Here is a 25,808-nt window from a genome sequence, read left to right as displayed (position 1 = left end):
CGGAGCCCAGAGCCGCAAGCCCTAGAACGGCTAGCGGTGTGCTCGAAGCTCTGGGTTGCTGCGTTCGCAGGAATACCGATGTCCTTCTAACGTACCCCGATCATCTTGTGGGTCTGCACCGAAAGCCGCCAGCGCGGATTGGCGAGGACGAAATCGATGCAGGCCTGACGCGTGTCGCCCAGTACCTCGCCGTCCGGAGCCCGGCCGCCCAGCGCCGTTCCGTCCATCGGCTGGACGAGCCGGTGCCGGAAGTCCCAGCTTTCCAGAGTGGCGGGATCGAGCCCGGTCTGCGGCCAGACCAGCTTCAGTTCGTCGCCCTCGGTCTGCACGATCGTGGTGCCGGCCTTGGGGCTCACGCACACCCAGTCGACGCCTGTGGGCACCTTGTTGGTGCCGTTCGTCTCGATCGCGATCTCGAAGCCCTGCGCGTGGAGCGCGTCGATCGCTTCCGCGTCCAGCTGCAAGGTCGGCTCGCCGCCGGTGATGACCGCGAAGGGACGGGCCTCGGGCGCGGTAAGGCCCCGATCCCAGAAATTGCGGGCCTCCGCCGCCAGCGCCGCGCCATCGGCGAAGCGGCCGCCGCCCTCGCCGTCGACGCCGACGAAGTCCGTATCGCAGAAGCGGCATTGCGCGTCGGCGCGATCCTGCTCGCGCCCCGACCAGAGATTGCAGCCGGCGAAGCGGATGAACACCGCGCGGCGCCCCGCCTGCAATCCTTCCCCCTGCAGCGTCAGGAACATCTCCTTGACGGCATAGCTCATCGCGGCGCTTCGCCCGCGTACAGCGTGGGATCGGGCAGGCCCGCCTCGGTGAAGCCCTTGGCGCGCAGGCGGCAGGCGTCGCACGTGCCGCACGCTCTGGCGCCGTCGTCGGTCGGCACCGGATCGTAGCAGGACCAGCTGATGCCCGCGTCCAGCCTCAGCCGCGCGGCTTCGGCGGCGATATCCGCCTTGGTCATGTGGAGGAGGGGCGTCTCGACGCGGAAACGATCGCCCTCCACGCCGGCCTTGGTGGCGAGGTTGGCGAGATCCTGGAAGGCGCGGACGAATTCGGGGCGGCAGTCGGGATAGCCCGAATAATCGAGCGCGTTCACGCCGATCCAGATGCTGCGCGCGCCGCATGCCTCGGCAAAACCGAGCGCGAGGCTGAGGAAGATCGTGTTGCGCGCGGGCACGTAGGTGACGGGGATTCCGCCGTCACTGGCGCCATCCAGCCCCACGCCTTCCTTGGGCACGGCGATGTCGGCGGTGAGCGCCGATCCGCCGAAACGGGTGAGGTCCAACGGCAGCACGATATGCCGCTCCACCCCGATCGCGGCGGCGACGCGGGCGGCCGCCTCCAGTTCGACGCGGTGGCGCTGGTTATAGTCGATCGTTAGCGCGCACACATCGCGCCCCGCTTCCCGCGCAAGGCCCGCCACGACCATCGAATCGAGTCCGCCGGAGACGAGGACGACCGCTTTCTCGCGGGGCTGGGATGCTGCTGTGCTCATGGCGTGGCCACATAGGGGGCGAGGGCGCGCGATGGAAGGTTTGTGGAGGGAGCAGATGACCGGAAGACCAGTCCTCCTTCTCTGATCGTCATGCCAGTGCAGGTTGGCATCCATGCCGCTCCCATTCGGACGGTATCGCCGGCTTTGACAGACATGGGCCCCGGCCTTCGCGGGGGCTGCGGACAGGGAGCGCGGGCCCAAAAGAAATGGGCCGCTCCCGTAAGGAAGCGGCCCAGTATCGGGCGTGGGCCCGCTAGGGAGGACAGTGCCGGAACACTGAGTCGTCTTCTACGCCCGGCGTGGTAAATGTCAGGTGAACGTGGGCAGGACTTGGCCGCGCCCGCATCCTGCCCAGAAAAACCGGCGTCGCCCCTTTTGCTTTCTCGTACTCCTGCAAACGCAGGAGCCCAGAGCTTCGAATGCTGCGCTTGCAGCCCTGGATTCCGGCGTTCGCCGGAATACGGATTGCCCAGAAACAGAGCGGAAGAACGCCGGCAGGGTTCAGACCGTCGCGGCTTCCAGCGAGAAGCGGCGCGCGCAGAATTCGCAGTCGACGTGGATCAGGCCCTGTTCGTCGGCCATCTCCGCCTGTTCGTCGGCCGGGAAGCGCTCGATCACCGAGCGGACGTGATCCGGGTCGCAGCGGCAGCCGCGCGCCAGCGCGATCGACGGCAGCACGCGCACCTCATCCTCGTTGAACAGGCGCCAGACGAGCGTTTTCAGCGGCAGCGCCGGATCGGTCAGCTCCTCGGCGCGGACGGTGGTGCCGAGCGCCGCGACATGCTCCCATTCGGGATGGTCGAGCCGCGTGTGCAGCCGCTCGCGCCCTTCCTCGCCCTCGGGCAGATGCTGCAGCAGCAGGCCGCCCGCCATATGCGTGCCGTCCGCGAGGCGCTCGACGCCGATGCGGACGAGGCTGGGGATCTGTTCCGATTGTGCGAAATAGCTTTCGGCCGCCTCGGCCAGCGATCCGCCTTCCAGCGGAACGATGCCCTGATAGCGTTCGCCTGTCACCGCCTGATCGAAGGTGATCGCCAGATAGCCCTTGCCGAACAACGCGAAGAGCGAGGGCTCGGTCGGCAGCTCGGCCATCCGCTCGGGATCGTGGCGGACGTAGCCGCGCATCTCGCCGCCGCGGAAATCGCAGACGAGCAGGTCGATCGCGCCGCCCTCGGTCTGCGCCTGCAGCGTCATCTGGCCGCCGGCATCCTTCAGCGTGGAGCCGAAGAGCGCAGCCAGCACGAGCGCCTCCGCCAGCACGCGCTCGATCGCGGGCGGATAGCCGTGGGCGCCGAGAATGGAGTCGAGCGTGGTGCCGAGCCGGGCAATGCGGCCGCGCGCGCTGCGGCTGGTGATCGTGAAGCCCAGCGCCTGATCGGGAGAAGAGAGTGTCATCGCCGCCATGTCGGGATGGGAATGGGGAATGTCCACCCCATCGGCGCGTCCTTCCCCCGTCATCTCCGCGAACGCGGGGACCCAGCTTCGACGGCGGAGCTGGGTTCCCGCGTTCGCGGGAATGACGCAATGGGCGTCAGATCAGCCCGAAGCACCAGAGCAGGATCGCCTTCTGCGCGTGCAGGCGATTCTCGGCCTCGTCCCAGATGGCGGACTTGGGGCCGTCGATCACGCTGTCGACCACTTCCTCGCCGCGATGCGCGGGCAGGCAGTGGAGGAACAGGCTGTCGCGCTTGGCGCCGCCCATCAGCGCCTCGGTCACCTGATAGGGGGCCATCGCCGCCAGCTTCTGCTCGGCATGGGACTGGCCCATCGAGATCCACGTATCGGTCACGACGATGTCGGCGCCGGCCACCGCCTCGTTGGGATCGCGCGTCAGGATCGGGGGATGGTTGCCCACACGGCGCGCTTCCTCGACGATCGCGGGATCGGGATCATAGCCCTCGGGCGTCGCGGCGGCGACATCGAAGCCGAGCAGGCTGCCCGCCTCGATGATCGAGTGCAGCACATTGTTGCCGTCGCCCAGCCACGCCCAGCGGCTGCCTTCCACCGGTCCGCGCCGCTCCTGATAGGTGAGCAGATCGGCCACGATCTGGCAGGGATGGCTCTTGTCGGTGAGGCCGTTGATCACGGGCACGCTCGCCTCGCCGGCCAGCTCCACCACCTTGGCATGATCGTCGGTGCGGATCATGATCGCGTCGACGTAGCGCGACAGCACCTTGGCGGTGTCGCTCACCGTCTCGCCCCGGCCGAGTTGGGTGGAGCCCGCCTCCATGATGATCGTCGAGCCGCCGAGCTGGCGCATCGCCATGTCGAACGAGACGCGCGTGCGCGTGCTGTTCTTCTCGAAGATCATCGCCAGCGTGTGGCCGGCGAGCGGCGCATCGGCATCCGCCATGCCCTTGGGCCAGCCCATGCGCGCCTGCTTGCGGCGCTGCGCTTCGGTGAGGATCGCGCGCAGGCCCTCCGGCCCGGCGTCGGCGAGATCGAGGAAGGAACGGGTCATATGCCTATCTCTCTCTCCGTTCGTTTCGAGCAGCATCGAGCCTGTCGAGATGCGTCCGTCGAGAAACCTTCTCGACTTCGGTTCTCGGCAGGCTCGAACCTGCGCTTGAAGCGAACGGGTTAGGAAAACCGGGTCGTTACGCCGCCTCCGGCACCGGGAAGCTCCGCGCGCCGGCGGAGAGCTTCTCGACACATTCGGCGATGTGGCTGTCGTCGATATTGAGCGGCGGCAGGATGCGGACGACATTGTCGCCGCCCGAAACCGTCAGCAGTCCATGATTGTCGCGCAAATGCGCCACGAAACCGCGCGCCTCGACGCTTGGCTTCAGCTTGATGCCGAGCATCAGGCCGAGGCCGCGCACCTCCTGGAACACATGATCGTGGTTCGGAATCAGCTGCTCCAGCGCGCCGCGCAGCCGATCGCCCGTCGCGCGCACATTGGCGAGGAACGCCTCCGTACCGACCACCCCCAGCACCGCCTGGCCCACCGCCATCGCGAGCGGATTGCCGCCATAAGTGGAGCCGTGCGTGCCGATCACCATGCCCTTGGCGGCATTCTCGGTGGCGAGGCAGGCGCCGAGCGGGAAGCCCGCGCCGATGCCCTTGGCCACCGCCATGATGTCCGGCGTCACGCCATATTGCTCATAAGCGAAGAAGGTGCCGGTGCGCGCATAGCCGCACTGCACCTCGTCGAGGATCAGCAGCAGGCCCTGCTCGTCGCAGAGCTGGCGCAGACCGGTCATGAACTCCTGCGTGGCGGGCAGGATGCCGCCTTCGCCCTGCACCGTCTCCAGCATAAAGCCGGCCGTATCGGGCCCGATCGCGGCGGTGGCCGCCGCCAGATCGTTGAACGGCACGACCGTGAAGCCCGACAGCAGGGGTTCGAACCCGTCGCGCATCTTCGGCTGATCGGTGGCGGAAATGCCGCCCAGCGTCCGCCCGTGGAAGGCGTTCGAGAAGGTGATGATCCGGTTCCGCTCGGGATGGCCGTTCGCATAATGATAGCGGCGCGCCGTCTTGATCGCGCACTCCACCGCTTCCGCACCCGAATTGGTGAAGAAAAGCGTATCCGCGAACGTCTTGGCCAGCAGCGCCTCGGCGAACTGCTCGCCCAGCGGCATGCCGTACAGGTTCGAGACGTGCATCAGGGTCGCGGCCTGATCACTGATCGCCTTCACCACCACCGGGTGGCTATGGCCCAGGATGTTCACGGCGATACCAGCGGCCATGTCCAGATAGGCTTCGCCTCGCTCGCCATAGAGATAGGCGCCTTCGCCGCGGACCGGACGCACGCCACACCGCGGATAAACGGGCATGAGGGGCGTGATCGACATCGACGTGGTCCTTCCTACAACGACAAGTTCTGGAAACAGGCTCCGGAAACGACAAAGGCGGCCATCAGGCCGCCGGAGCGCGCGCCTATAAAGGGGGGGCGAGAGTCGTGCAACGGTGATGGGGGCCGGGGTGTGATTTCGGGGCGGGAGATAAGGGAATATCTTTCCCGTTTGCATTGAGCCTGTCGAAATGCGGTTCTTCTTGTCGACCCGCCGCAGAAGAAGGACGATGCTTCGACAAGCTCAGCATCAGCGGGGATTATGAGATGCTGGTGCGCGCGATCAGCGCAGACCGGGGCGCCACATGGATTTGGCGGCCTTCACCAGCTGGGGCTGGGGATTGCCGGTCACGGGCTTGCGCGCGAGCTTGGGATCGATCTCGCGATCGAAGGCCACGCCGATCCTGCCGCCCGTGCCCCAGGCGATGCGCCCGCCGACCGTGCCGATTCCGCGCAGCTCCACCTCGATCAGTTCATCGCGCGAGAAGCTGGTCGGGCAATCGGCCATCATGCCGCCCGCCGAAAGATTGCGGACCTTGATCGGCACGTCCGCACCGCCGACCCGCCGGATCGTGGCCAGCAGGAACATGCTGTCGCGCGGCGCGGAGCGAAGGTGCGCATAATGCTGCTCCTCCTCTTCCACTTCGAAACCGCCTCCTGACGCGTCCACGCTCTGCCTCATTCGTCCACCCAAAAGGAAGGGTTAGGACGAGGTGACTGAAATCCGGTTAACGTGATCGCCACGATTTGAAAAAAATCGCGAAAAGCTCCCGCGCGGATCAATCGTCGCGCGAAACCTTTTCCTGGCGCTCGTGGCGCTCCTGCGCCTCCACCGTCATCGTCGCGACGGGGCGGGCTTCCAGCCGGGCGAGCGAGATCGGTTCGCCGGTCACTTCGCAATAGCCATATTCGCCTTCGTCGATCCGGCGCAGCGCGGCATCGATCTTGGAGATCAGCTTGCGCTGGCGATCGCGGGTGCGCAGCTCGATCGACCAGTCGGTCTCGCTGGAGGCGCGATCGGTCACGTCCGGTTCGCGCAGGGGCTCGATCTGAAGCTGGTTCAGCGTCTCGCGCGATTCGCGCAGGATCGCGTCCTTCCAGTCGAGCAGCTTGGCGCGAAAATAGGCCTGCTGCCGATCGTTCATGAACGGTTCGTCGGGCGAGGGCCGATAATCTCGCGGAAGCTCAATGTCGCCGGAGCCCCGGCCGTCTACGTCGTCCGCCACACTCGCCATGCCGCTCTTCCAACCCCGACAGACGGGAAATTTCCCGGCCTGTCCCGTCCCCGAGCGGGCCTATAGACAGTGGCTGGCGGGCCGACAAGCGGGCAGAAAAAGGGGCGCCGCGGTATCCCCGCGGCGCCCCTCGATTTTTTCGTCGCTGTGGCGATCTTGCCCGCGGCGATTACGACGCGCTGTCGGCCGGCTTCGCGCCGCCCGCGGCCTTGGCCGCCGCATCGAACTGGTCCGGGCTCATCGCGATGACGAGGCCGCTCTGGCCCTTGGCGAAGCTGGTCTTGGGCAGCTTGGCCTGGGCCGTGTCGGATGCGACCGTCACGCCGTCGGCCGCGACTTCCTTCACGGTGCCGACCTTGGCGCCCGAAGGATCGCTCACCAGCGCGCCCACGGTGATCTCCACCGGCGCCGAGCTGGCCTGCGCCACCTTCGATTCGATATCCGCCTTCGTCATGCCGAACACGAGCGCGTTCGGGCCCTTGGCGAAGGAGGTGACGGGCACGGACACCTTGGCGGCGCCGGTCGAGAGAATGGCGTTGCCGCTGGCGACCGATTCGATCGTGCCGACTTCGGCGCCGGCCGTATCGACGACCTTCGCGCCCGTGACGACGCCTTCACCCGGCGTAGCGGCGGCGGTCGGAGCCGTCGCGGGTGCGGCGGTCTGGGCCAGAGCGGGCATGGCGAGCATCGCGGCACCCGACATCAAAACAAACTTGGCGAACATGGGATAGCCTCCTGATGATTTCGTCACAGCAACAGATAAGCATGCGGAGAGGTTCCCGAAGTCATCGTGCGATGGCCCGTGGTATCAGGACGATGACTGGTGTCATTCGCGCGCGGGCTATGGTGAATTCATCTTGGGCGTGCGCGATCTGGTCGATCGATCCGCCGCGAGATGCTAACGGTTCGTCGATGGTGCATGCGATTGTTGCTGCGCCGTCTGCGGAAGGTGGCCGGCGATGCTGGCCGGAGCGGCACATCGCCCAAGTGCTGGTCGCGCGGAACGAACGCCCGCGCCCGCGAAGGGTTGCGCGGCTTCACCGCCCCGGCCATAGCCCGGCCATGCACGATATCCGCGTCATCCGCGACGATCCGGCGGCTTTCGATCACGGCCTTGCCCGCCGCGGTCTCGGGCCGACGGCGTCTGCCCTGCTCCAGCTCGACGAGCGCCGCCGCGCGCTGCTGACCGAGGTCCAGACGCTCCAGGCGCGCCGCAACGAGGCGTCGAAGGCGATCGGCCAGGCCAAGGCGCAGAAGGACGAGGCGGCCGCCGCCTCGCTGATGGCGGAGGTCGCCGCGATCAAGGATCGGATGGCGGCGCTGGATCATGAGAGCGGCCATGCCCAGGCCGAGCTGGATGCCGCGCTGGCGGCGCTGCCCAACATTCCCGTCGCCGATGTTCCGGTGGGCGAGGATGAAGAGGGCAATATCGAACAGAAACGCTGGGGCACGCCCCGCGATTTCGGTTTCGCGGCGAAGGATCATGCCGATCTCGGCCCGCCGCTCGGCCTCGATTTCGAGGCGGGCGCGGCCCTGTCCGGTGCGCGCTTCACGGTGCTGCGCGGGGCGATGGCGCGGCTCCACCGCGCGCTCGGCCAATATATGCTCGATACGCAGAGCGGGACGAACGGCTATGTCGAAACCGCGCCCCCCTTGCTGGTGCGCGACGAGGCCGTGTTCGGCACGGGCCAGCTGCCCAAGTTCGCCGAGGATCTGTTCCGCACGACGGACGGCCGCTGGCTGATTCCGACGGCGGAGGTGAGCCTCACCAATCTGGTGCGCGAGCAGATCGTGCCGACCGGTGCGCTGCCGATGCGTCTGTCCGCGCTCACCCAATGCTTCCGTTCCGAAGCGGGGGCGGCGGGGCGCGACACGCGCGGCCTGATCCGCCAGCATCAGTTCGAGAAAGTCGAACTGGTCGTGATCGCGCATCCGGACGATTCGGATGCCGAGCATGAGCGGATGACGCGCGCCGCAGAAGGCATATTGGAGGCGCTGGAACTCCCCTATCGCCGGATGCTGCTCTGCTCGGGCGACATGGGCTTCACCGCGCGCAAGACCTTCGATCTGGAGGTCTGGCTGCCCGGCCAGCAGCGTTATCGCGAGATTTCGTCCTGCTCCAACTGCGGCGATTTCCAGGCGCGGCGCATGGATGCGCGCTTCCGCCCCGAGGGCGAGAAGGGCACGGCGTTCGTCCACACGCTCAACGGTTCGGGCCTCGCGGTCGGCCGTACGCTCGTGGCGGTGCTGGAAAATTATCAGGAAGAGGATGGCTCGGTCACCGTGCCCGCCGTGCTGCGGCCCTATATGGGCGGGCTCGACCGGCTGGCGGCGCTCTGATGCGGATCCTCGTCACCAATGATGACGGGCTCGGCGCCAAGGGTATCGAGCTGCTGGAGCGCGTCGCGCTGAGCTTCACGAGCGACGTCACCGTGGTGGCGCCGGCCGAGGAGCAATCGGGCAAGGGGCGCTCGCTCACCATCACCGCGCCGCTCCGGATGCGGAGCCATGATGCGCGCCACCATGCCGTCTACGGCACGCCCACCGACGCGGTGATCATGGCGCTGGGCGAGGTGATGAAGGATGGCCCGCCCGATCTGGTGCTGTCTGGCATCAATCGCGGCGCCAATCTGGCCGAGGATGTCAGCTATTCGGGCACCGTTTCGGCGGCGATGGAGGGCGCGCTGGCGGGCATTCCCGCGATCGCGCTGAGCCAGATCTATCCGCGCCGCGGTATGGGCGACGCGGTGACGTTCGAGGCGGCCGAGGGCTGGTGCGCGCGCGTGCTGGACAAGCTGATCGGCATGGAGTGGACGCCGCGCACACTGATCAACGTCAATTTCCCGCCGATCCCGGCCGAAGAGGTGAAGGGCATCAAGGTCGTCCGCCAGGGCCTGCGCGACTGGTCCCGGCCCCGGCTGGAGCAGGGCGTGGATCCGCGCGGCTATCCCTATTGGTGGATGCATCACGGCCTCACGCCGCGCACGATCGATGCGGATACCGATCTGGAGGCGACGGCGGCGGGCTATGTCGCGGTCACGCCGCTGCATCTGGATCTCACGCATGATCCGTCCAAGGCGGCGCTGGAAGCGCGCTTCGGGTGAGGGGAATGGGCGGCCCGCTCGCGGCGGCGCTCGCGCTCGCGCTGCCAGCGGCCGCCGCTTCTGCCGTCCCTCCGACCTTTTCCGCGTTCGAAAAGCGCTCCTCTTCCGGTGGTGACGGTGCATCGCGCGAAGACAAGGCGCGAGAAGACAAGGCGCCGCCGGCCGCCCCCAGGTCGGCGGCCTCCGCCAGGCCGCGCGTCGCTCCGCCCGCAGCCTCCCCGTCCGCCGAAGAGACCCCCCCCGCCCGCGCGGATGCGGTGGATGTCGAGAAGCAGACCTATGTGGTGAAGCCGGGCGATACGCTGTCCCGCGTCGCCGGCAAGACGGGTGCGGCCTTCATGGCGATCGCGCGCGAGAACAAGATCGAGCGGCCGTTTATCGTCCGCCTCGGCCAGAAGCTGAAGGTTCCGGCCGGGCGCTATCATCTCGTGCGGCCGGGCGAGCGCGGCATCGCCATCGCGCGCGCCTACGGCGTCGAATGGGGCCGTATCGCCGAGATCAACCACCTGGAGGAGCCGTTCCTGCTGCGCGCGGGGGAGCGGCTGCTGATCCCCAGCACGCGCGAAGTGGCGGGCATGTCGATGGAGGAGCGGGCCAAAGCGTTCCACATCGATATCGACGATCTCGTCACCGGCAACGAACCCGCGCTCGCGCCGAAGGCACGGCCGGCCAGGCCGGTGCGGACGGCCGCCCGCCCCGTGCCGCCCGGCGTGCCCGTGGCGGAACCCGCCCAGACCTTCTCGGGCAAGTTCGTCTGGCCGGTCGTGGGATCGATCATGCGGCGCTACGGCCTCCAGCCGTCCGGTGCGCGCAACGATGGCGTGAACATCCGCGCGCAGATGGGCGAGACGGTGCGCGCGGCGGCGGACGGCGTGGTCGCCTATGCGGGCGATCTGGCGGCGTTCGGCAAGCTCGTGCTGATCCGTCACGGGGGCGGCTGGCTCACCGCTTATGGCCATGCCGATTCGCTGCTGGTGACGCGTGGGCAGGCGGTGAAGCAGGGCCAGCCGATCGCGAGGGCCGGCGCGACTGGATCCGCGCGCGAACCCCAGCTCCACTTCGAGATCCGCGACGGCCGCAAGCCGGTCAATCCGATGGAGTGGCTGCCCAAGCGGAATTGAAGGTCGTTCGAAATGCCCTGCGTTCAAGTATTTGGCACGGAACCGAGGCGGGATGACGGGGGTTCTGGCCCCGTCTTTCGGAGGCGATGCCCATGTCCTTCACGCAGCTCGAACCGCCCTTGCCCCTGACCGTGCTCGACAAAGGAGATGGCTATGCCGTCGCCGTGATCGATTATGGGCAGGAATTCGATCTGCTGTGGGTCGTGGCCCTCAACGACAGTGGTGAAATCTGGTGCGCGCCCAATCCGAAGGTGCGGATGCAGGGCAATTGGTCGATGGGTCGCAAGCGGCCCGCGCTGGATGAAGCCACCAAGCGCGCGCCCGCGCGGATCGCGGCGATGGCCGGCTGAGGTCTTGCCTCTTCTGATCCTGGCCGCAACGGCCGCGCTGGCCGATCCTGTCCCGCCGACCCCGCCGCAGCAGGCATCGGTCGAGGCGGCCGTAGCGGTCGTCCGCGCTTATTATGCGGCGGTCGAGGCGCGTGATTATCGCACCGCCTATCGGCTCTGGCATGGGCGGTACACGCTCGCGCAGGTGCGCGCGGGCTATGCCGATACCGCGCACGTGGCGGTCACGCCGATCCCGCCGTTCGAGGCGGATGGCGGTGCGGGCAGTCTCTACGCCGAGATCAGGGTGCGGGTGGAAGCGGTGCAGACCAATGGTCGTCACCAGCATTTCGCGGGCAGCTTCACGCTCCGACGCGTGAACGATGTCGATGGATCGACGGCGGAGCAGCGCCGCTGGCACATCATCGGGGCGAAGCTGAAGCCGATCGCATAAAAAAAGACCCACCGTCCGCCTGGACGATGGGTCCCTCCGTCCGTTTGCGATCAGTGCCTCAGCGGCACTTGATCTGCGCCTGGTTCTGATCGACCGCCTTGCCGGCGAGCGCGCCGATGGCAGCGCCGATCAGCGTGCCGGCGGTGCGCGAATGGCCACCGTCGATCACGTTGCCCAGCACGCCGCCGGCCGCGCCGCCCACGATCAGGCCGGTCGTGCCGTCCGAACGCTTGCAGTAATAGCGGCCGTCATTGCCCGCATAGACGCGGTCGTCGTTCGCCAGCACCTGCTCGCGATCGCCGGGGCGATAGTGATTGGCCGGATCGAAGTTCGGATCGTAGCGGTCATCGGCATAGCCGGCGCCATAGGCACCCGGCGGGGGCGGGGGCGGCGGGGGCACCTCGGCCGGGCGATAGCCGCCGCGACGCGACGCATAATAAAGATCGCGCTCCGCATAATAGCGATCGGTCTCGATCTGATAACGGCGCTGCGCGTCGGCCCAGCGTGCCTCAATCTGCCCGCGCGACTGCGCGACGGCCGGTGCGGCGACGGCCCCCGATACGGTCGCCGCGATCACGCCTGCGATAATCCACTGACGCATTCCCTGTCTCCTTTGCAATCGGAGTGATCCGATGCTGAGACAGCCTTTATCGGGCCGCGACTGAATGGTCGCTGAGCCCGATATTAGCCTGCCGTTCAGCGACAGCGGATATTCCCCCGATCGATGGACTGGCCTAGCAGCGCGCCGCCGCCGGCGCCAAGCAAAGTCGCGACGGTGCTCGATCCGCCGCTCGCCAGGCTGTTGCCGAGCAGGCCGCCCAGCGCACCGCCGATGATCAGGCCGGTCGTTCCGTCCGTCCGGCGGCAATAATAACGGCCATTGCTGCCGCGATAGATGCGGTCGTTACGGCCGATGCGGCGCTCCTGGTAGCCGCGCCCGTCGCGATAATAACGCGCGGCATCATAGCCGCCGTGGCTGCGATCGGGCCGGTTCCAGTCATAGTTGCGGTAGTTGCGCCAATCGTTGCCGCCGCGATTTCCGCCCCGATCGTTGCCCCAGCCGCGGCCATTGTCATGCCGATCATGGCCACGGCCATGATCGCGCGGCGGATCGGCCAGCACGGGTGCTGCCAGCGGGAGGGTCATCGCGGCCAGCGCGGCACCGAGCAGGAAGGTCTTCATCGTCTTTCCTCGTTTGTTACGAGGTGCCAACGAAAGCCATGGCCGGTGGTTGCGTGAACCCAAAACTACACGCCGTTCATCGCGGGGCGAGGAACCGCGCCTGCGCCGATCGGCGCGGTTTTCCGGGCCGTCTTAACATTTTGCTGACCACTGCGCGCTATCCACTCCGATGTTGCGACCGGGGGGATTGGGGAGTGGCGGTGAGACCGCAGGCTCGGGATGATGGACGCAATCGCGGCATAGATCTCTTCCGGGGCCTTCTCGTGATTCTCGTCATCCTCGGCCATTTTTCCGAGCTTACGAGCCGGCACACCTTCATCGTGTGGCTCGGCTTCGGCTTTCGCATGCCGATGCTGATCGGGCTCACCGGCTATCTGTTCAATCTGGATCATGCGCGCGAGATGCGGCTGGTGACGCTGGTGCGCCATTATCACCGGCTGATCATTCCGTGGCTGGTCGCCTCGATCGTCTATGTCGTGCTGGTCCAGCCGGTCGACTGGCGCCTGCCGCTGGAACTGATCGTGCGGCCTCCGTTCCACCTGTGGTTCGTGCCGGTGATGCTGGCCTTCATCCTGATCGCCTGGGGGTGCCGGCTCCGGCGCGGGCAGATGCTCGCCATCGCCGTGCCCGCCAGCATCGCCGCCATGTACGCGTTCGGCGTCGGCCACGGGATCGAGCAATACAGCCCGTGGATGCCGGACCGGCGTTATTTCATCTACCCGATCTATTTCACCTACGGCCTGTGGGTGGCGCGCCGCCCGCCCGATCCCGCGAAGCTGCCTTATGCGATCATCGTATCGCTGATCGGGCTGGTCTGGTGGTCCGCCCTCTATCGCCAGCCTGCCCCGGAGGCCGAAGTGGCGGCGGAGCTGTTGCTGTGCATGCCGCTGATCGGGATGCTGCCCCGCGTCCGCCGCATCGTGGTGGACTTCCCCTCGGTCGCCAATGTCGGGCGGGACAGCCTGTTCTTCTATCTGTGGCATCCGCTGATCTTCGGCCTGTGCGCGGCGGCGGGCCTGTCCGGACTGCCGATGCTGGCGGTCACCGTCGTCTTGCTGGCGCTGGGCTGGGCGGGGATCGCGCGGGTGGAATCGCTGCGCGGGATCCTCGGCATTCGTGATCCGGCCCGATCGGCCCGTATCGGAACCATCTCGCCGGATGAAGCGCTGACGATGCGAACGGCAGCGTAGACATGAAGCATCTTTTTCGAACGGGCCTGCTGACGGTCGCATGGTTGCTGGTCCTGCCGTGCCTGATCGTCCTGCTGTCGGCGATCTTTCCGGTCGTGCCGACGGTGCGCGTCTATCTCGTCGATATCGTGCCCAATCATGCGCCGTGGCTGCTGATCTGGTCGCTGCTCGGCTTGTCGGCGGCGGTGCTCGCGCATCGGCGGAAGGAGGCTCTCTCGTCGCGCGCCCCGATGGCGGCCGGGACGATCGCCGTGCTCCTGGCGGCGGGGGTGACGGCGCATCTCTCCTATGTCGCGATCCAAAACGGCGCGCGGATCAATCTCGTCAAGGCGCTGTCGTGGCGCCACTTCAGCGAAAGCGCCGCCCCGGACGAGACGCACGTTTATTCGCGGCCCGGCGGCGAGGCGCTCTCGCTGGACGTGTATCGCGGGCGCAGGGAGCGGCCGGATGCGCTCACGCCGGTGGTGATGTTCATCCATGGCGGCGGCTTTTCGAAGGGCAGCCGCACCTTCGGCGCCGCGAACATGCGCTGGTATGCGAACCATGGCTGGACCGTGATCAGCATCGATTATCGGTTGGCGCGCGACGATCGGCCGACCTGGAATCTCGCCAATCGCGACGTGGAATGCGCGCTCGCCTGGACGGCGGAGCATGCCGGGGCGCTCGGCCTCGACCTGCACCGGCTGACGATCAGCGGCACCTCGGCGGGAGGCAGCCTCGCGATGGCGGCCGCCTATGCGGCCGATACGGGCCGCGCCGATCCGCAATGCGGGCCGCATGTGCCGCATGTCGCGGCGGTGGTGATGAAGGTGCCGCTGGTGGATGCGATCGGATCGTGGAACCTGCCGCGCGAATTGCAGCCGATCCAGCAAAGGGTGCTGACCCGCTATATCGGCGGATCGCCGACGCAGTTTCCGGATCGCTATGCGGCGCTCAATCCGGCGCGCTATCTGAAGGGGCCGCTGCCGCCGACATTGATCATCAGCGGCAGCGACGATCCGCTGGTGCCGCCGCAAGGCGCCGCCGAATTCGTCCGCGCCGCGCGCGCGAGCGGGCATGACGTGCAGCGGATCGTGTTTCCCTATTCAGGCCATGAGTTCAACACGACCTATGGCGCGATCACGAACCAGGCGACGCAACAGATCGTGGCCAATTTCCTACGCGCCCACGATGGTACGCCGACGACGCAGCGCTAACGCACCACACCTTTTCCCGTCCCGTTTGTGCTGAGCCTGTCGAAGCACTGTCCTTCTTCCTTGCCACCGACGGCTAAGAAAGAACGGTGCTTCGACAGGCTCAGCACGAACGGAGAGAAAGTTCACCGCATCCGCACATAGCGGCCGGGTGCATCCTCGATCGCGGGCAGCGGGCCCTCGCCGGGAATGCGGGCGCCCTCCGCCGGCACCGTGCCGCCGTCCTGCGTGGCGAGCCAGGCGCGCCAGTCCGGCCACCAGCTGCCTTTATGTTCGGCCGCGCCCGCCACGAAGGCGTCGAGCGTGTCGACCTTCGCCTCGTTGGTCCAATATTGATATTTCTGCGCGGAAGGCGGGTTCACCACGCCGGCGATATGCCCCGATCCCGCCAGCACGAACCGCAGCGGCCCGGCCAAATAATGCGTGAGCTTCCAGACGCTGCCCGGCGGCGCGATATGATCCTCGCGCCCCGCCTGCACATAAGCGGGCGTCTTCACCGTCGTCAGGTCGATCGGTGTGCCCGCCACGGAGAGCGCGCCGGGCTTCACCAGCAGATTGTCGCGATACAGTTCGGCCAGATAGCGCCGCTGCCATTCGGCCGGCAGGTTGGTGACGTCGCTGTTCCAGTGGAGCAGGTCGAAGCTCTTGTAATCGTCGGCCAGCAGGTAATTGTTGACGACATAGTTCCAGATCAGGTCGCGGCTGCGCAGCAGGTTGAAGGTCGCGGCCATATAGCGCCCGTCGAACACGCCATCCTTGGCGATCGATTCCATCAGCGCGAGCTGGGCATCGTCCACGAACAGCGAGAGATCGCCTGCTTCGCTGAAATCCACCTGCGCGGTGAAGAAGGTCGCGCTGGCGACCTTGTCGGCGCGGCCCGTCGCATGCGCCCAGGCCAGCAGCATCGACAGCGCCGTGCCCGCCACGCAATAGCCGATCACATGCGTGCTGGGCACATCCAGCAGGCGGGTGACGACCTCGATCGCCTCCCATTCGCCGTGAAGGATATAATCGTCCATCACCACATGGGCGGTGCTGGCGTCGGCCGACTTCCACGATACCATGAAGACGGTGAGGCCCTGATCCGTCGCCCACTTCACGAAGCTCTTCTGGGGCGCCAGATCGAGAATGTAGAAGCGGTTGATCCACGGCGGGAAGATGATGATCGGTATCTCCGATACGCTCTCCGTCGTCGGGCTGTACTGGATCAGCTGGAAGAGTGGCGCCTCGTAGACGACCTTGCCGGGCGTCATCGCGATGTTGCGGCCCACCTCGAACGCATCCTTGCCGACATGGCGGATCTGGCCCGCCGTCATGTCGTCCATCATCCGCTGCAGGCCGGTGATCAGATTCTGGCCGCGCGTCTCCACGATCTTCGCCACCACCTGCGGATTGGTGAAGGGGAAGTTGGTGGGGCTCATCGCGTCGACGAAATTGCGGGCGGCGAAGCGCAACTGCTCCTGCTGGCGCGCATCGAGCCCCGGCGCATGATCGATCGCGGAGAGGAACTGATCGGCCACCATCGCGTAGCTCTGGCGGATCAGGTCGAACAGCGGCTCCTGCCAGTCGGGCGCGGTGAAGCGGCCGTCGGCCGCGGGCAGCTTGCTGTCCGGCATCATCGATCGCCAGAAGCCGAGCGTCTCGGCCCACATCATGCCCGGCGCATTGGCGAGCCCGGCGGGATCCCCCAGCGGCATCTGGGCCATGCTCGCCACGAATTCGTCGCCCGCCTTGATCGCGGCTGAAGCGCCATGCTCCATCATCATCTGCTGGGCTTGGCCGATCACGCCCGTCCAGTGCGCCATTTCATCGAGCAGGGCGCCGCCATCATGGGGCTTATCCGTGGCCTTCGCCATCAAACTCTCCTCCGGATCCCGATCGGATCGGTCGTTGCGGATGGGGCCGTGGATCGAGGTTTCGATCCGCGCCTTCGGGGTGCCAATTCGCCCGTAAACCGCCTATAGCGCAAGCGCTTGGAAAAGGGCGAGCGATCCGCGCCCGTCTTTTCCGGGCCTTCAGCCTGAGGACGAGATGACCGAAGACTTCTACCGCATCCGCCGTTTGCCGCCCTATATCATCGCCGAAGTGAACGCGATGCGGGCAGCGGCGCGAGCGGCGGGCGAGGACATCATCGATCTTGGCATGGGCAATCCCGATCTGCCGCCGCCGCCGCATGTGATCGCCAAGCTGGTCGAAGTCGCGCAGAAGCCGGACGCGCATGGCTACTCCGCATCGAAGGGCATTCCCGGCCTCCGCAAGGCGCAGGCCGGCTATTATGCGCGCCGCTTCGGCGTGGATGTCGATGCCGACAGCGAAGTGGTCGTCACGATGGGATCGAAGGAGGGGCTCGCCAGCCTCGCCACCGCGATCACGGCGCCCGGCGACGTGGTTCTCGCGCCGAACCCGTCTTACCCGATCCACACGTTCGGCTTCATCATTGCCGGCGCCACGATCCGCGCCGTGCCGACCACGCCGGACGAGCGCTATTTCGAGGCGCTGGAGCGCGCGATGAACTTCACGGTTCCGCGCCCCTCGATCCTCGTCGTCAACTATCCGTCCAATCCGACGGCGGAGACGGTGGACCTCGCTTTCTATGAGCGGCTGGTCGCCTGGGCGAAGGAGAACAAGGTCTGGATCATCTCCGACCTCGCTTATTCCGAGCTGTATTATGACGGGAAGCCGACCGTCTCGATTCTGCAGGTGAAGGGCGCGAAGGACGTCGCGATCGAATTCACCTCGCTCTCCAAGACCTTCTCGATGGCGGGCTGGCGCATCGGCTTCGCGGTCGGCAACAAGCAGTTGATCGCGGCGATGACGCGCGTGAAATCCTATCTGGATTATGGCGCCTTCACGCCGATCCAGGCCGCCGCCTGCGCCGCATTGAACGGCCCGCAGGATATCGTCGCGCAGAATCGCGAGCTGTATCACAAGCGCCGCGACGTGCTGGTGGAGAGCTTCGCGCGCGCCGGCTGGGATATTCCGAGCCCCTCCGCCTCGATGTTCGCCTGGGCGCCGCTGCCGCCCGCGCTCGCGCATCTGGGCAGCCTCGAATTCTCGAAGCAATTGCTCACCCATGCCAAGGTCGCGGTCGCGCCCGGCGTGGGATATGGCGAGAATGGCGAGGGCTATGTCCGCATCGCGCTCGTGGAAAATGAGCAGCGGCTGCGGCAGGCGGCGCGCAACGTGAAGAAATATCTCCAGTCGATGGGCGTCAATACGGGCCTGCGCGTCGGCTGATGCCGCTGCCGGTCGATCTCGACGAACTCTTCCGCATTCAGAGCTTGCCGGGGCTGGCGCGCGACATTCAGTTCGCGCTGGCCCCGGTCTTCCTGCTGAACGGCATCGGCCTGATCCTCAACATGCTGACCGGGCGGCTGGCGCGGATCATCGATCGCGCGCGCTATATCGAAGAGAATTTCACGCCGCGCGATCATCCGCGTCACGGCTGGCAGGTCAGCGAACTCAGGATCCTCGATCGGCGCATGGCGATCGTGAACAACGCGATCTTCCTGTCGACGGCGAGCGCCGTGGTCTTGTGCAGCCTCGTCGCGGGCATCTTCCTCGCGCGGCTGGTCGGCGTGGGCTTCGCGCGCACATTGTCGATCCTGTTCGCGGTCTCCCTCCTGCTGCTGATCGCGAGTCTCGTCCTGTTTCTCTACGAAGTGCGGATGGCCGTCGCCGCGATCCGCGTGCGGGATGAACTGCTGGAGCGGAGCTGAGGCTTCCGCCGGCTCGCGCATACGAAAAAGGACCGTCGGGTTTCCCCGACGGTCCTCCTTACATGGTCAGCGGCCGGAATATCGGCCCGGGAGACCCCCGGCGCTATTCCGAAACGATCCGATCCATCACGCGTCGCAGCAGGAGCGACGTGGATCGGCGTTTCAGTTGCGCGTCCCCCGAACGGACTGAACCGACCCCCAAGCTGAACCATGAGACATCGGATCACCTCCTTTCGCTAAGTTGAAAAGCAAGGCGAATGTGAGTCAGATTCGGGCGCGTCGCAAGCCCTTGATTCAAAGTTTTTTGGCGTCAGGATACGCGCCTCGTCGGGTCCCGAGGGCACTCTGCCGCTGCACCTGGACGGTGGCCAGATCAGCTGCGACAATCCTCGATCACGCGGGCCGGCTCGGCCCAGGCCGGCACCACCAGCAGGGGCTGTCCCGCCACCGCATAGGAGACGCGGCCCCGGCTGAACGCGATCCGGTCGAGAAAGGGATCGACGGCGGGCAAAGTGGCTTCGGCATGGCCGCCGGTGCCGGCCGCCAGCGGCAGAGCGCGGCCCGCATAAGATGTGGTGATCGTCAGCGTGCCCGCTGTGGCTCCGGCCGGCGCGATATGGATCAGGCGGCGGGCTTTCTCGCAGCGGATCGCCAGAGCGGGCGCGTCGGCGCTCGTGCCGAAGCGGGCGGCCGAACCCGTGGCCTCGCGCGCATAGCTCCAGCTTCCCGGCGACAGCGGCAGATCGGCCCAGGCCAGATCGGCGGGTGGCGGAGGTGGCGGCGCCGCGGGGGGCGGCGCGGGCGGTGCCTTGGGCGCGGCCGGCGGCGGCGTGGTGGCGCAGCCGGCGAGCAGCGCCAGCAGGGCGGCTGCCGCGAGGGTGGCGCGGGCGGGGGGAAGCAATGTCGTCACGCCGCCAGTCCATGGCCGATTGTGCGGCGAGGTGAAAGCCGTTCGCGCCGTCTCTGTCGGAACATCGCTGCGCTCCGTCTGTTTTTACCAACAATTCCAGCATGTCGCTGGACAAGTGGAGGTAGCGTCATGGGCGAGATTGCAGACAAGCTGAAGGGCACCGCGAACGAGACCGTCGGCAAAATCAAGCGCGCCATCGGCGACGCGACCGACCGTCCCGACATCCGCGCCGAAGGCGATGCCCAGGAAGCCAAGGGCGACCTTCAGAAAGCCAAGGGCGACGTGAAGGGTGTGATCAACCGCATCTGATCCCGTCGCATCCTTCGGGATGACGAAGCGCGAACGCGTCGGCCCCACGGGTCGGCGCGTTTGCTGTTTGTTCGGCCCATGATGCAGATCAATTGCATCCCCGCCGCGTTCCGCTAATTTCGGCGCAACGCAGGGGGTCGGTTCGTTGAATGCATGGATGGTGCCGGCGCTCGTAGCGCTCTGCGGTTACCTGCTGGGTTCGATCCCGTTCGGTCTGCTGCTCACCCGTTTCAGCGGTGCGGGTGATCTGCGCGCGATCGGATCGGGCAATATCGGCGCCACGAACGTGCTGCGGACGGGGCGCAAGAGCCTTGCCGCCGCCACGCTGATCCTGGATGCGGGCAAGGGTGCCGTCGCGGTGCTGCTGGCGGAGCGCGTGATGCCGGGCCTCGGGGTGCTGGCGGGCGTGTTCGCTTTCTATGGCCACATCTTTCCGGTCTGGCTGGGCTTCCGGGGCGGCAAGGGGATCGCCACCTATCTGGGCATCGCGCTGGCTTTGTTCTGGCCGTGCGGGCTGACCTTCGCGGTCGTTTGGATCGGCGCGTCCCTGCTCACGCGCCATTCGTCCGTGGGCGGCATGGCGGCCTCGCTGCTCACGCCCGTTTGCGCGGCCTATTTCTTCCAGCCGGGCCTCACCCTCACCTTCCTCGCCTTCGCGCTGACGGTGCTGTGGACCCACCGCGCGAATCTGATGCGCCTCTTCGCCGGCACAGAGCCGCGCATTGGCGAACGCTGAGGCGATCGCTCCCGCGTCGCTGGATGCCGACGCCCTCGATCGGCTGAGGCTGATCCGTACCCAGACGATCGGCCCCGTCACCTTCCGGCAATTGCTCGCCCGCTTCGGCACGGCGGGCGCCGCGCTGGCGGCTTTGCCCGATCTGGCGCGGCGCGGCGGCGGGCGTGTGCCCTCGGTCGCCACGCCGGGCGAGATCGCGCGCGAGGCGGAGCGCGTCGCGGCGATGGGCGGGGCCTATCTGCTGCTCGGCCGCCCGCCTTATCCCGCCTTGCTGGCCGAGCTGGAGGATGCGCCCGTGGCCCTGATCGTGCTGGGCGACGTGGCGCTGGCGGCGCGGCCCGCCGTGGCGATGGTGGGCGCGCGCAACGCCTCCGCCGCCGCGATCCGCTTCGCCCGCGCGCTGGCGCACGATCTGGCGGGCGAAGGGCGCGTGATCGTCTCGGGCCTCGCACGCGGGATCGATACGGCGGCGCATGTGGGTGCGCTGGAGGGCGGCACGATCGCCGTCGTCGCGGGCGGGGCGGACATTGTCTACCCGCCCGAAAATGAGCGGCTGCAGCGCGCCATCGCCGAGCGCGGCCTGCTGGTGGCCGAACAGCCGCCCGGCACGGAGCCGCGCGCGCGCCATTTCCCCTATCGCAACCGGATCATCGCCGGGCTCGCGGCGGGGACCGTCGTGGTCGAGGCGGCGCCCAAATCGGGATCGCTCATCACGGCGCGGCTGGCGGCCGAGGCGGGCCGGGACGTGATGGCGGTGCCCGGCTCCCCGCTCGATCCGCGCGCGCAGGGCTGCAACCTGCTGATCCGCGAGGGGGCGGTTCTCGTGCAGAATGCGGCCGACGTTATCGAGGCGCTGGCCCCGCTCGATGGCCGGGCCGCCGCACGTCCCAGCCTGCTGCGGGAAGAGCCCGTGTCGATGGATGTCGCGGATCGCGAGCGCATTGTCGTCACGCAGCTGCTCGGCCCGGTGCCGGTGGCGGTGGACGAACTGGTGCGGCTCTCGGGGGTCGCACCAGCGCTCGTGCACACGGTGCTGCTGGAACTGGAGCTGGGCGGGCGGCTCGATCGCCATGCCGGAGGCCGCGTCAGTCTTTCGGGTTGAGTGCGAAGCGCGCAGCCGCCACACTCGCGGACACGATCAGGGCAGGAGCACGCGGGATGGTGGCGTTCACGGCGTTGATGATGATGGCCGCCGCGACCGATGCGGCGCCGACCAAGGCCTATCGCACGCTCGTTCCGATCGGAAACCAGAAGACCTGGTTTCAGCCGAACGATTATCCGCCCGGCGCGATCGCGCAGAAGGCGGAGGGCATCGTCCATTTCGCGGTGCAGATCGGGGAGGACGGCAAGCCCACCGCCTGCCGGATCGTGAAGAGCGTGGGCAATGATGCGCTGGATGCCGCCACCTGCAAGGCGCTGATGGCGCGCGCGCAATTCCACCCGCTGGTGGACAAGAAGGGCAAGCCCACCACCGCCACCTTCGATCAGATCGTCCGCTGGCGCCTGCCCAGGCAGACGACCGAGGAGATCAACGATCGCACCTTCACCGCGCATTCGATCATCAGCCCCAGGGGTGACGTGGTCGAATGCACGATGACGGGATCGGGCGGGAACCGCTTCGGCCAGACCGGCAACAATTGCGGCCCCTTCGGCGAGCGCGGCTTCCTCGCCCGCCTGATGGGGGCCGATTATGCGAAGGCGCGCGTCAGCGATGTGCGCCTGCAGGTGAGCTATGAAGGCCTGCCGGAGCATGGCGAGGGCAAGGTGCCCGATTTCTACCAGTTGCTCGCCGAATCGGAGATTTCGATCAATCCCGACGGATCGATGGGCAAATGCACCAGCATCCGCCCGCTGGAGATGCAGGGGCGATCGGTCGACCTGTGCAACATCGTCGCGATGGCGCCGCCCCGCTTCCAGCCCGGCACGGCCTCCAAGCGGGCGATCTTCGTGCTGGATATTTCTGTGTCGTATAAGGGGTAGGGCTGATCAACATCCAGCGATGGGAAACGGCCGCTTTCGAGATAATGGGTCCGGACCAAAAGGGTCTTTGAGGTTGGAGCTTGCTGTGATTCACTGCGTGTGTGTGGAGGCGGTGAAGATGTCTGATATGTTTTGGTTTTCGGACGAGCAGTGGGCGGTGATCGAGCCGCTTTTGCCGGTGCAGGCGACGGGACGGCCGCGTGTTGACGATTGCCGGGTTCTGTCGGGGATCGTGCATGCGCTGAGATCGGGCGGCCGGTGGAGTGACTGTCCGGCGGATTATGGTCCGAAGAAGACGCTCTACAATCGCTTCGTGCGCTGGGCCGAGCGCGGCGTCTGGACCGACATCTTTCAGGCGCTGGCGGGCCGGGCGGACGTGCCCGAACGGCTCTTCCTCGATGCCACCCTGATCAAGGCCCACCGGACCGCCGGCGGCGCAAAAGGGGGGCCTTGGCCCATGGTATCGGCCGTACCCAGAACGGGCGCCAGACCAAGCTCCATGCCTTGTGCGACGACCGTGGAAGGCCCTGGAGCCTTGTCGTAACTCCTGGGAATATCCCGGATATTGCGATCGCCATACAATGTATCGAGGCGCTGCCGCCCTCGGCAGAGCTGGTCGCCGACAAAGGCTATGATGCCAATGCCCTGCGCGATTGGCTCGAAAACCGCGGCACCATCGCCGTCATCCCGCCCAAGCGTCATCGCAGGGTCCAGTTCCCTTACGACAAGCGCGTCTACAACAAGCGTAACGTCATCGAACGCATGTTCTGCCGCTTCAAGGACTGGCGTCGCGTCGCCACACGATACGACCGAAAGGTTCAGGTCTTCCTCGCCTCCATCACTCTCGCCGCCATCGTCAACTGGTGGCTCCAGTGATTGAGTCCAGACCCATGTCACCCTGAACTCGTTTGGTGGGTATCCCGTTCGAACACGTACCCCGTCACCCCGGACTTGATCCGGGGCCCCGCTTCCTTAAGCCCCGGATGAAAGAAAAGCGGAATCCCGGATCAAGTCCGGGATGACGGGATAGCCAACGGCGGCTTTCACCCCAGTTGCGGACGTTCACCTCTCCCCTCCCTGAAAGGGAGGGGCCGGGGGTGGGTGGAAGCTCGTGCTGCCGCTGATAGGATGATCGGGTGCAGCGCATACCGCCCGAAACGACAGACAGCGCTCGGCGTCTCAGGCGCGAGGCGACGTTCGAGGAGAGGCTGTTATGGTCGGTCTTGCGACAAGCTCGGCCGCGTTTCATCCGCCAGTTGGCGATCGATCGATACATTGTCGATTTCGCCTGCCGATCCGCGCGGATCGCCATCGAACTCGATGGCGGGCAGCATGCCAGCCGCACCGAGGAAGACGCTGCTCGTACCGCCCATCTGGAAAGGCATGGCTGGACTGTGCTGCGCTTCTGGAACAACGACGTGCGGGATCATACTGAGGGTGTCGTCGATACGATCTTTCGGGCCGTCTCGCGAGCGTCCACCCACCCCCAACCCCTCCCTTTCAGGGAGGGGGGCTAGGTCCGCGCTCCACCCGCAGCCGTTGCCCTGCCGCGTTGAAGCATTCGCTCGGCAGGGACGATGCGGGCCATTTGCGGACCAATTGATGGGAAGCGGGTAACGCGCGGACCTCGGTGTCATCGCGCTTCCCTCTCACCGGCTGGTAGTGGCTGACGGGCTCGAACCGCCGACCCTCTCGGTGTAAACGAGATGCTCTACCAACTGAGCTAAGCCACCGCCGGACGCGCGCTCCTAGACGGAGTGTCGCCTGCGCTCAAGGCCTGCCGTTCGCGCGTCTCCAGCGGGGCGCGCAGGCCAGCATCGCGATCGCGCACCACAGGAAGGCGCTGACCTGGAGGCCCCGAACCAGACCCACCGCCGAATATGTCCCGTCCGTCATCATCATATCCCCATGTGATGACGCATCGCTACTGCGTGCGCGATGATCGATCCAATGAGCTAATATCCTCACTAAGATCGACTTTGACGATGAATGCGGGTGCGGAGGGAGTGCGGGCGAGCGTGGTCTGGTTCCGTGCATGATCAGACTCCCGCCAGACCGGCGCGGTCGAGCGCCCGGAAATAGCCGCTCATCCCGCGCGCGGCCGCTTCGGACAGCTCGATGAAGATGCGCCGCCCGTCGCGCGGATCGGCGACGCGCAGGAAGAGGCCGCCATCTGTCAGCGTCTTGATCCAGCGCAGCCCGGTGGTCGCGGGGACGGCGCCGGCAATGCACAGGCTGGAGACGGCCACGCGCCGCCCCTCGATCCGCGCCGCCATCAGATCCAGCAGCATGTCCCAGGCGGGATCGGCGAAAAGATCGGCCGGGAAGTAGAGTTCGCGCATCCGCCGGGCGCGGATACAGGCGCGGATCATCGCCGCACTGGGCTCCGCGCCGTCGTCGTCCCCGATCCGGATTGGGCGGAGCGCGGGCATCCTCTCGTCATTCTCCGATAGCGCGGCTAGCGTCCGGGCGATGCGCCCCACTTCCTCGCTCAGTTGCTTGAGGCGCATCGGCCCATCCTCTGCGGCGCGCTGGGGAATGCGCCGGGCCCCGGCGAGCGCCACCGCCAGAGCGGCCACGCCGTCCGCCCCGCCGTCGCGGCAGAGCGTGTCGACATGCGGATGCGGGCAGAATCGGGCGGCCAGATCGATCAGATCGGGCGAGATGGTCAGCACGCTGCGGAAGCGCCCCTCGCGCGCGGCGGCCTCCAGCCGATCGAACAGGCGATCCAACTCCGGCACGTCCACGCTGGCATCGACGACGACCGTGCCGATGTCGCATGCCTCGTCGATCCGGGCGAGCGCGGTGTCGATCGGGCCGGACATGGCAATGCGCCCGTCCAGCTGGTGGATCGTGCGCTCCTGCTCGGCGAAGCCCGCGGCGCTGTCGGCGAAAAGCAGAATCGACGGAGTCGATCGATAGCTGTCGCCCGGATCCATCAAAGTGCCCCCGAAATCCTGGCCGGGACGATATGAAGTCCCCGGCCTTGCCCCGCATCGACGCTACGAAACCATCATCGGAGGTTCAATCAATCCATTTCGGATATGGATGAAATTCCGGGCCA

General features: G+C 66.8%; 28 protein-coding genes and 1 tRNA gene. 15 read left to right on the top strand and 14 right to left on the bottom strand.

What is annotated here, in order from left to right:
• Positions 1-86 precede the first annotated feature (86 nt).
• The 8 genes from queE to HL653_RS00990 form a co-directional block, all read right to left on the bottom strand.
• On the bottom strand, positions 87-761 hold the full coding sequence (gene queE, locus HL653_RS01025) for a 7-carboxy-7-deazaguanine synthase (RefSeq protein WP_171742855.1): 675 nt from the start codon (positions 759-761) through the stop codon (positions 87-89).
• Positions 758-1,492, bottom strand: coding sequence for a 7-cyano-7-deazaguanine synthase QueC (gene queC, locus HL653_RS01020; RefSeq protein WP_171742854.1), 735 nt, complete (start codon positions 1,490-1,492; stop codon positions 758-760). The genes queE and queC overlap by 4 nt, the downstream gene beginning before the upstream one ends.
• Positions 1,493-1,993: 501 nt before the next feature.
• Positions 1,994-2,896, bottom strand: a complete 903-nt coding sequence (locus HL653_RS01015; protein ID WP_171746701.1) for an Hsp33 family molecular chaperone HslO — start codon at positions 2,894-2,896, stop codon at positions 1,994-1,996.
• 127 nt (positions 2,897-3,023) lie between these two features.
• Positions 3,024-3,953 carry an ornithine carbamoyltransferase gene (argF, locus tag HL653_RS01010; protein WP_171742853.1) on the bottom strand — a complete coding sequence of 310 codons (930 nt, stop codon included), beginning with the start codon at positions 3,951-3,953 and terminating at the stop codon, positions 3,024-3,026.
• A gap of 136 nt (positions 3,954-4,089) precedes the next feature.
• Positions 4,090-5,286, bottom strand: coding sequence for an aspartate aminotransferase family protein (locus HL653_RS01005; RefSeq protein ID WP_171742852.1), 1,197 nt, complete (start codon positions 5,284-5,286; stop codon positions 4,090-4,092).
• 282 nt (positions 5,287-5,568) lie between these two features.
• Complete coding sequence (locus HL653_RS01000; RefSeq protein WP_253717438.1) at positions 5,569-5,955, bottom strand: PilZ domain-containing protein; 387 nt, start codon at positions 5,953-5,955, stop codon at positions 5,569-5,571.
• Positions 5,956-6,064: 109 nt separating this feature from the next.
• Positions 6,065-6,520 carry an RNA polymerase-binding protein DksA gene (dksA, locus tag HL653_RS00995; RefSeq protein ID WP_171742850.1) on the bottom strand — a complete coding sequence of 152 codons (456 nt, stop codon included), beginning with the start codon at positions 6,518-6,520 and terminating at the stop codon, positions 6,065-6,067.
• A 169-nt stretch (positions 6,521-6,689) separates the two neighbouring features.
• Entirely contained in the window at positions 6,690-7,244 is a 555-nt protein-coding gene (locus tag HL653_RS00990; protein WP_171742849.1) for a hypothetical protein, read from the bottom strand.
• A 338-nt stretch (positions 7,245-7,582) separates the two neighbouring features.
• Here HL653_RS00990 and serS point away from each other — a divergent pair, with 338 nt between their 5' ends.
• From serS to HL653_RS00965, 5 genes are all read left to right on the top strand, one after another.
• The gene (serS, locus tag HL653_RS00985) at positions 7,583-8,860 is read left to right on the top strand and encodes a serine--tRNA ligase (RefSeq protein ID WP_171742848.1); all 1,278 of its coding nucleotides are present in this window, start codon (positions 7,583-7,585) and stop codon (positions 8,858-8,860) included.
• A complete protein-coding gene (gene surE / locus HL653_RS00980) occupies positions 8,860-9,624 on the top strand; it encodes a 5'/3'-nucleotidase SurE (protein WP_171742847.1) in 765 nt (254 codons plus the stop codon). The genes serS and surE overlap by 1 nt, the downstream gene beginning before the upstream one ends.
• Before the next feature lie 5 nt (positions 9,625-9,629).
• Positions 9,630-10,745: a M23 family metallopeptidase gene (locus tag HL653_RS00975; RefSeq protein WP_171742846.1), complete on the top strand. Its 1,116-nt coding sequence runs from the start codon at positions 9,630-9,632 to the stop codon at positions 10,743-10,745.
• Between the two features lie 92 nt (positions 10,746-10,837).
• Positions 10,838-11,095: a hypothetical protein gene (locus HL653_RS00970; protein WP_171742845.1), complete on the top strand. Its 258-nt coding sequence runs from the start codon at positions 10,838-10,840 to the stop codon at positions 11,093-11,095.
• 4 nt (positions 11,096-11,099) lie between these two features.
• A complete protein-coding gene (locus HL653_RS00965) occupies positions 11,100-11,525 on the top strand; it encodes a hypothetical protein (protein ID WP_171742844.1) in 426 nt (141 codons plus the stop codon).
• 58 nt (positions 11,526-11,583) lie between these two features.
• Here HL653_RS00965 and HL653_RS00960 read toward each other — a convergent pair whose 3' ends face one another.
• Complete coding sequence (locus HL653_RS00960; protein ID WP_171742843.1) at positions 11,584-12,126, bottom strand: glycine zipper 2TM domain-containing protein; 543 nt, start codon at positions 12,124-12,126, stop codon at positions 11,584-11,586.
• Positions 12,127-12,221: 95 nt separating this feature from the next.
• Positions 12,222-12,707: a glycine zipper 2TM domain-containing protein gene (locus HL653_RS00955; RefSeq protein ID WP_171742842.1), complete on the bottom strand. Its 486-nt coding sequence runs from the start codon at positions 12,705-12,707 to the stop codon at positions 12,222-12,224.
• Between the two features lie 263 nt (positions 12,708-12,970).
• On the opposite strand from HL653_RS00955, the gene HL653_RS00950 reads away from it, so the two are divergent.
• Positions 12,971-13,897, top strand: a complete 927-nt coding sequence (locus HL653_RS00950; protein WP_171742841.1) for an acyltransferase family protein — start codon at positions 12,971-12,973, stop codon at positions 13,895-13,897.
• 2 nt (positions 13,898-13,899) lie between these two features.
• Positions 13,900-15,093 carry an alpha/beta hydrolase gene (locus tag HL653_RS00945; protein WP_171742840.1) on the top strand — a complete coding sequence of 398 codons (1,194 nt, stop codon included), beginning with the start codon at positions 13,900-13,902 and terminating at the stop codon, positions 15,091-15,093.
• A 122-nt stretch (positions 15,094-15,215) separates the two neighbouring features.
• Here the strand turns inward: HL653_RS00945 and HL653_RS00940 are convergent, their stop codons facing one another.
• On the bottom strand, positions 15,216-16,946 hold the full coding sequence (locus HL653_RS00940; RefSeq protein ID WP_171742839.1) for an alpha/beta hydrolase: 1,731 nt from the start codon (positions 16,944-16,946) through the stop codon (positions 15,216-15,218).
• Positions 16,947-17,121: 175 nt separating this feature from the next.
• On the opposite strand from HL653_RS00940, the gene HL653_RS00935 reads away from it, so the two are divergent.
• Both HL653_RS00935 and HL653_RS00930 read left to right on the top strand, forming a co-directional pair.
• Positions 17,122-18,327: an LL-diaminopimelate aminotransferase gene (locus HL653_RS00935; RefSeq protein ID WP_171742838.1), complete on the top strand. Its 1,206-nt coding sequence runs from the start codon at positions 17,122-17,124 to the stop codon at positions 18,325-18,327.
• Positions 18,327-18,809 (top strand): DUF2721 domain-containing protein, encoded by a 483-nt coding sequence (locus HL653_RS00930; RefSeq protein WP_171742837.1) that lies wholly within the window; start codon positions 18,327-18,329, stop codon positions 18,807-18,809. The genes HL653_RS00935 and HL653_RS00930 overlap by 1 nt, the downstream gene beginning before the upstream one ends.
• A 373-nt stretch (positions 18,810-19,182) precedes the next feature.
• Here the strand turns inward: HL653_RS00930 and HL653_RS00925 are convergent, their stop codons facing one another.
• On the bottom strand, positions 19,183-19,719 hold the full coding sequence (locus HL653_RS00925; protein WP_171742656.1) for a hypothetical protein: 537 nt from the start codon (positions 19,717-19,719) through the stop codon (positions 19,183-19,185).
• A gap of 129 nt (positions 19,720-19,848) precedes the next feature.
• Here HL653_RS00925 and HL653_RS00920 point away from each other — a divergent pair, with 129 nt between their 5' ends.
• The 6 genes from HL653_RS00920 (at position 19,849) to HL653_RS00895 (ending at position 24,261) form a co-directional block, all read left to right on the top strand.
• Entirely contained in the window at positions 19,849-20,028 is a 180-nt protein-coding gene (locus HL653_RS00920; protein ID WP_171742836.1) for a CsbD family protein, read from the top strand.
• Between the two features lie 157 nt (positions 20,029-20,185).
• Positions 20,186-20,764, top strand: a complete 579-nt coding sequence (gene plsY, locus HL653_RS00915; RefSeq protein ID WP_171742835.1) for a glycerol-3-phosphate 1-O-acyltransferase PlsY — start codon at positions 20,186-20,188, stop codon at positions 20,762-20,764.
• Positions 20,751-21,866, top strand: a complete 1,116-nt coding sequence (gene dprA, locus HL653_RS00910; protein ID WP_253717429.1) for a DNA-processing protein DprA — start codon at positions 20,751-20,753, stop codon at positions 21,864-21,866. Before plsY ends, dprA begins: the two co-directional genes overlap by 14 nt.
• A gap of 56 nt (positions 21,867-21,922) precedes the next feature.
• Positions 21,923-22,744 carry an energy transducer TonB gene (locus HL653_RS00905; RefSeq protein WP_171742834.1) on the top strand — a complete coding sequence of 274 codons (822 nt, stop codon included), beginning with the start codon at positions 21,923-21,925 and terminating at the stop codon, positions 22,742-22,744.
• A 118-nt stretch (positions 22,745-22,862) separates the two neighbouring features.
• A protein-coding gene (locus HL653_RS00900; RefSeq protein WP_253718202.1) for an IS5 family transposase occupies positions 22,863-23,620 on the top strand; the annotation gives its coding sequence in 2 pieces (ribosomal slippage) (positions 22,863-23,196 and positions 23,196-23,620; 759 coding nt in all).
• A gap of 260 nt (positions 23,621-23,880) precedes the next feature.
• Entirely contained in the window at positions 23,881-24,261 is a 381-nt protein-coding gene (locus tag HL653_RS00895) for an endonuclease domain-containing protein (RefSeq protein ID WP_171742833.1), read from the top strand.
• Between the two features lie 140 nt (positions 24,262-24,401).
• Here the strand turns inward: HL653_RS00895 and HL653_RS00890 are convergent.
• Positions 24,402-24,477 (bottom strand) — tRNA-Val (locus HL653_RS00890).
• A 306-nt stretch (positions 24,478-24,783) separates the two neighbouring features.
• Positions 24,784-25,683: a MarR family transcriptional regulator gene (locus tag HL653_RS00885; RefSeq protein WP_253717421.1), complete on the bottom strand. Its 900-nt coding sequence runs from the start codon at positions 25,681-25,683 to the stop codon at positions 24,784-24,786.
• Between the last annotated feature and the right edge of the window lie 125 nt (positions 25,684-25,808).

Source organism: Sphingomonas sp. AP4-R1 (assembly GCF_013113735.1).
Taxonomy (GTDB): Bacteria; Pseudomonadota; Alphaproteobacteria; order Sphingomonadales; family Sphingomonadaceae; genus Sphingomonas_I.
Note: the sequence above shows the minus strand (reverse complement) of the source record. Positions and strands in the feature narration are given on the sequence as shown.

What these genes read in the sequence shown, in the direction of transcription:
- HL653_RS00920 (WP_171742836.1), top strand. Translation starts at nt 19,849, where the DNA reads ATGGGCGAGATTGCAGACAAGCTGAAGGGCACCGCGAACGAGACCGTC.
- HL653_RS00930 (WP_171742837.1), top strand. Translation starts at nt 18,327, where the DNA reads ATGCCGCTGCCGGTCGATCTCGACGAACTCTTCCGCATTCAGAGCTTG.
- HL653_RS00955 (WP_171742842.1), bottom strand. Translation starts at nt 12,707, where the DNA reads ATGAAGACCTTCCTGCTCGGTGCCGCGCTGGCCGCGATGACCCTCCCG.
- HL653_RS00945 (WP_171742840.1), top strand. Translation starts at nt 13,900, where the DNA reads ATGAAGCATCTTTTTCGAACGGGCCTGCTGACGGTCGCATGGTTGCTG.
- argF (WP_171742853.1), bottom strand. Translation starts at nt 3,953, where the DNA reads ATGACCCGTTCCTTCCTCGATCTCGCCGACGCCGGGCCGGAGGGCCTG.
- HL653_RS00940 (WP_171742839.1), bottom strand. Translation starts at nt 16,946, where the DNA reads ATGGCGAAGGCCACGGATAAGCCCCATGATGGCGGCGCCCTGCTCGAT.
- HL653_RS00885 (WP_253717421.1), bottom strand. Translation starts at nt 25,683, where the DNA reads ATGGATCCGGGCGACAGCTATCGATCGACTCCGTCGATTCTGCTTTTC.
- HL653_RS01015 (WP_171746701.1), bottom strand. Translation starts at nt 2,896, where the DNA reads ATGGCGGCGATGACACTCTCTTCTCCCGATCAGGCGCTGGGCTTCACG.
- HL653_RS00990 (WP_171742849.1), bottom strand. Translation starts at nt 7,244, where the DNA reads ATGTTCGCCAAGTTTGTTTTGATGTCGGGTGCCGCGATGCTCGCCATG.
- HL653_RS01005 (WP_171742852.1), bottom strand. Translation starts at nt 5,286, where the DNA reads ATGTCGATCACGCCCCTCATGCCCGTTTATCCGCGGTGTGGCGTGCGT.
- queC (WP_171742854.1), bottom strand. Translation starts at nt 1,492, where the DNA reads ATGAGCACAGCAGCATCCCAGCCCCGCGAGAAAGCGGTCGTCCTCGTC.
- plsY (WP_171742835.1), top strand. Translation starts at nt 20,186, where the DNA reads ATGGTGCCGGCGCTCGTAGCGCTCTGCGGTTACCTGCTGGGTTCGATC.
- dksA (WP_171742850.1), bottom strand. Translation starts at nt 6,520, where the DNA reads ATGGCGAGTGTGGCGGACGACGTAGACGGCCGGGGCTCCGGCGACATT.
- HL653_RS00970 (WP_171742845.1), top strand. Translation starts at nt 10,838, where the DNA reads ATGTCCTTCACGCAGCTCGAACCGCCCTTGCCCCTGACCGTGCTCGAC.
- HL653_RS00975 (WP_171742846.1), top strand. Translation starts at nt 9,630, where the DNA reads ATGGGCGGCCCGCTCGCGGCGGCGCTCGCGCTCGCGCTGCCAGCGGCC.
- HL653_RS00935 (WP_171742838.1), top strand. Translation starts at nt 17,122, where the DNA reads ATGACCGAAGACTTCTACCGCATCCGCCGTTTGCCGCCCTATATCATC.
- HL653_RS00960 (WP_171742843.1), bottom strand. Translation starts at nt 12,126, where the DNA reads ATGCGTCAGTGGATTATCGCAGGCGTGATCGCGGCGACCGTATCGGGG.
- queE (WP_171742855.1), bottom strand. Translation starts at nt 761, where the DNA reads ATGAGCTATGCCGTCAAGGAGATGTTCCTGACGCTGCAGGGGGAAGGA.
- surE (WP_171742847.1), top strand. Translation starts at nt 8,860, where the DNA reads ATGCGGATCCTCGTCACCAATGATGACGGGCTCGGCGCCAAGGGTATC.
- HL653_RS00905 (WP_171742834.1), top strand. Translation starts at nt 21,923, where the DNA reads ATGGTGGCGTTCACGGCGTTGATGATGATGGCCGCCGCGACCGATGCG.
- serS (WP_171742848.1), top strand. Translation starts at nt 7,583, where the DNA reads ATGCACGATATCCGCGTCATCCGCGACGATCCGGCGGCTTTCGATCAC.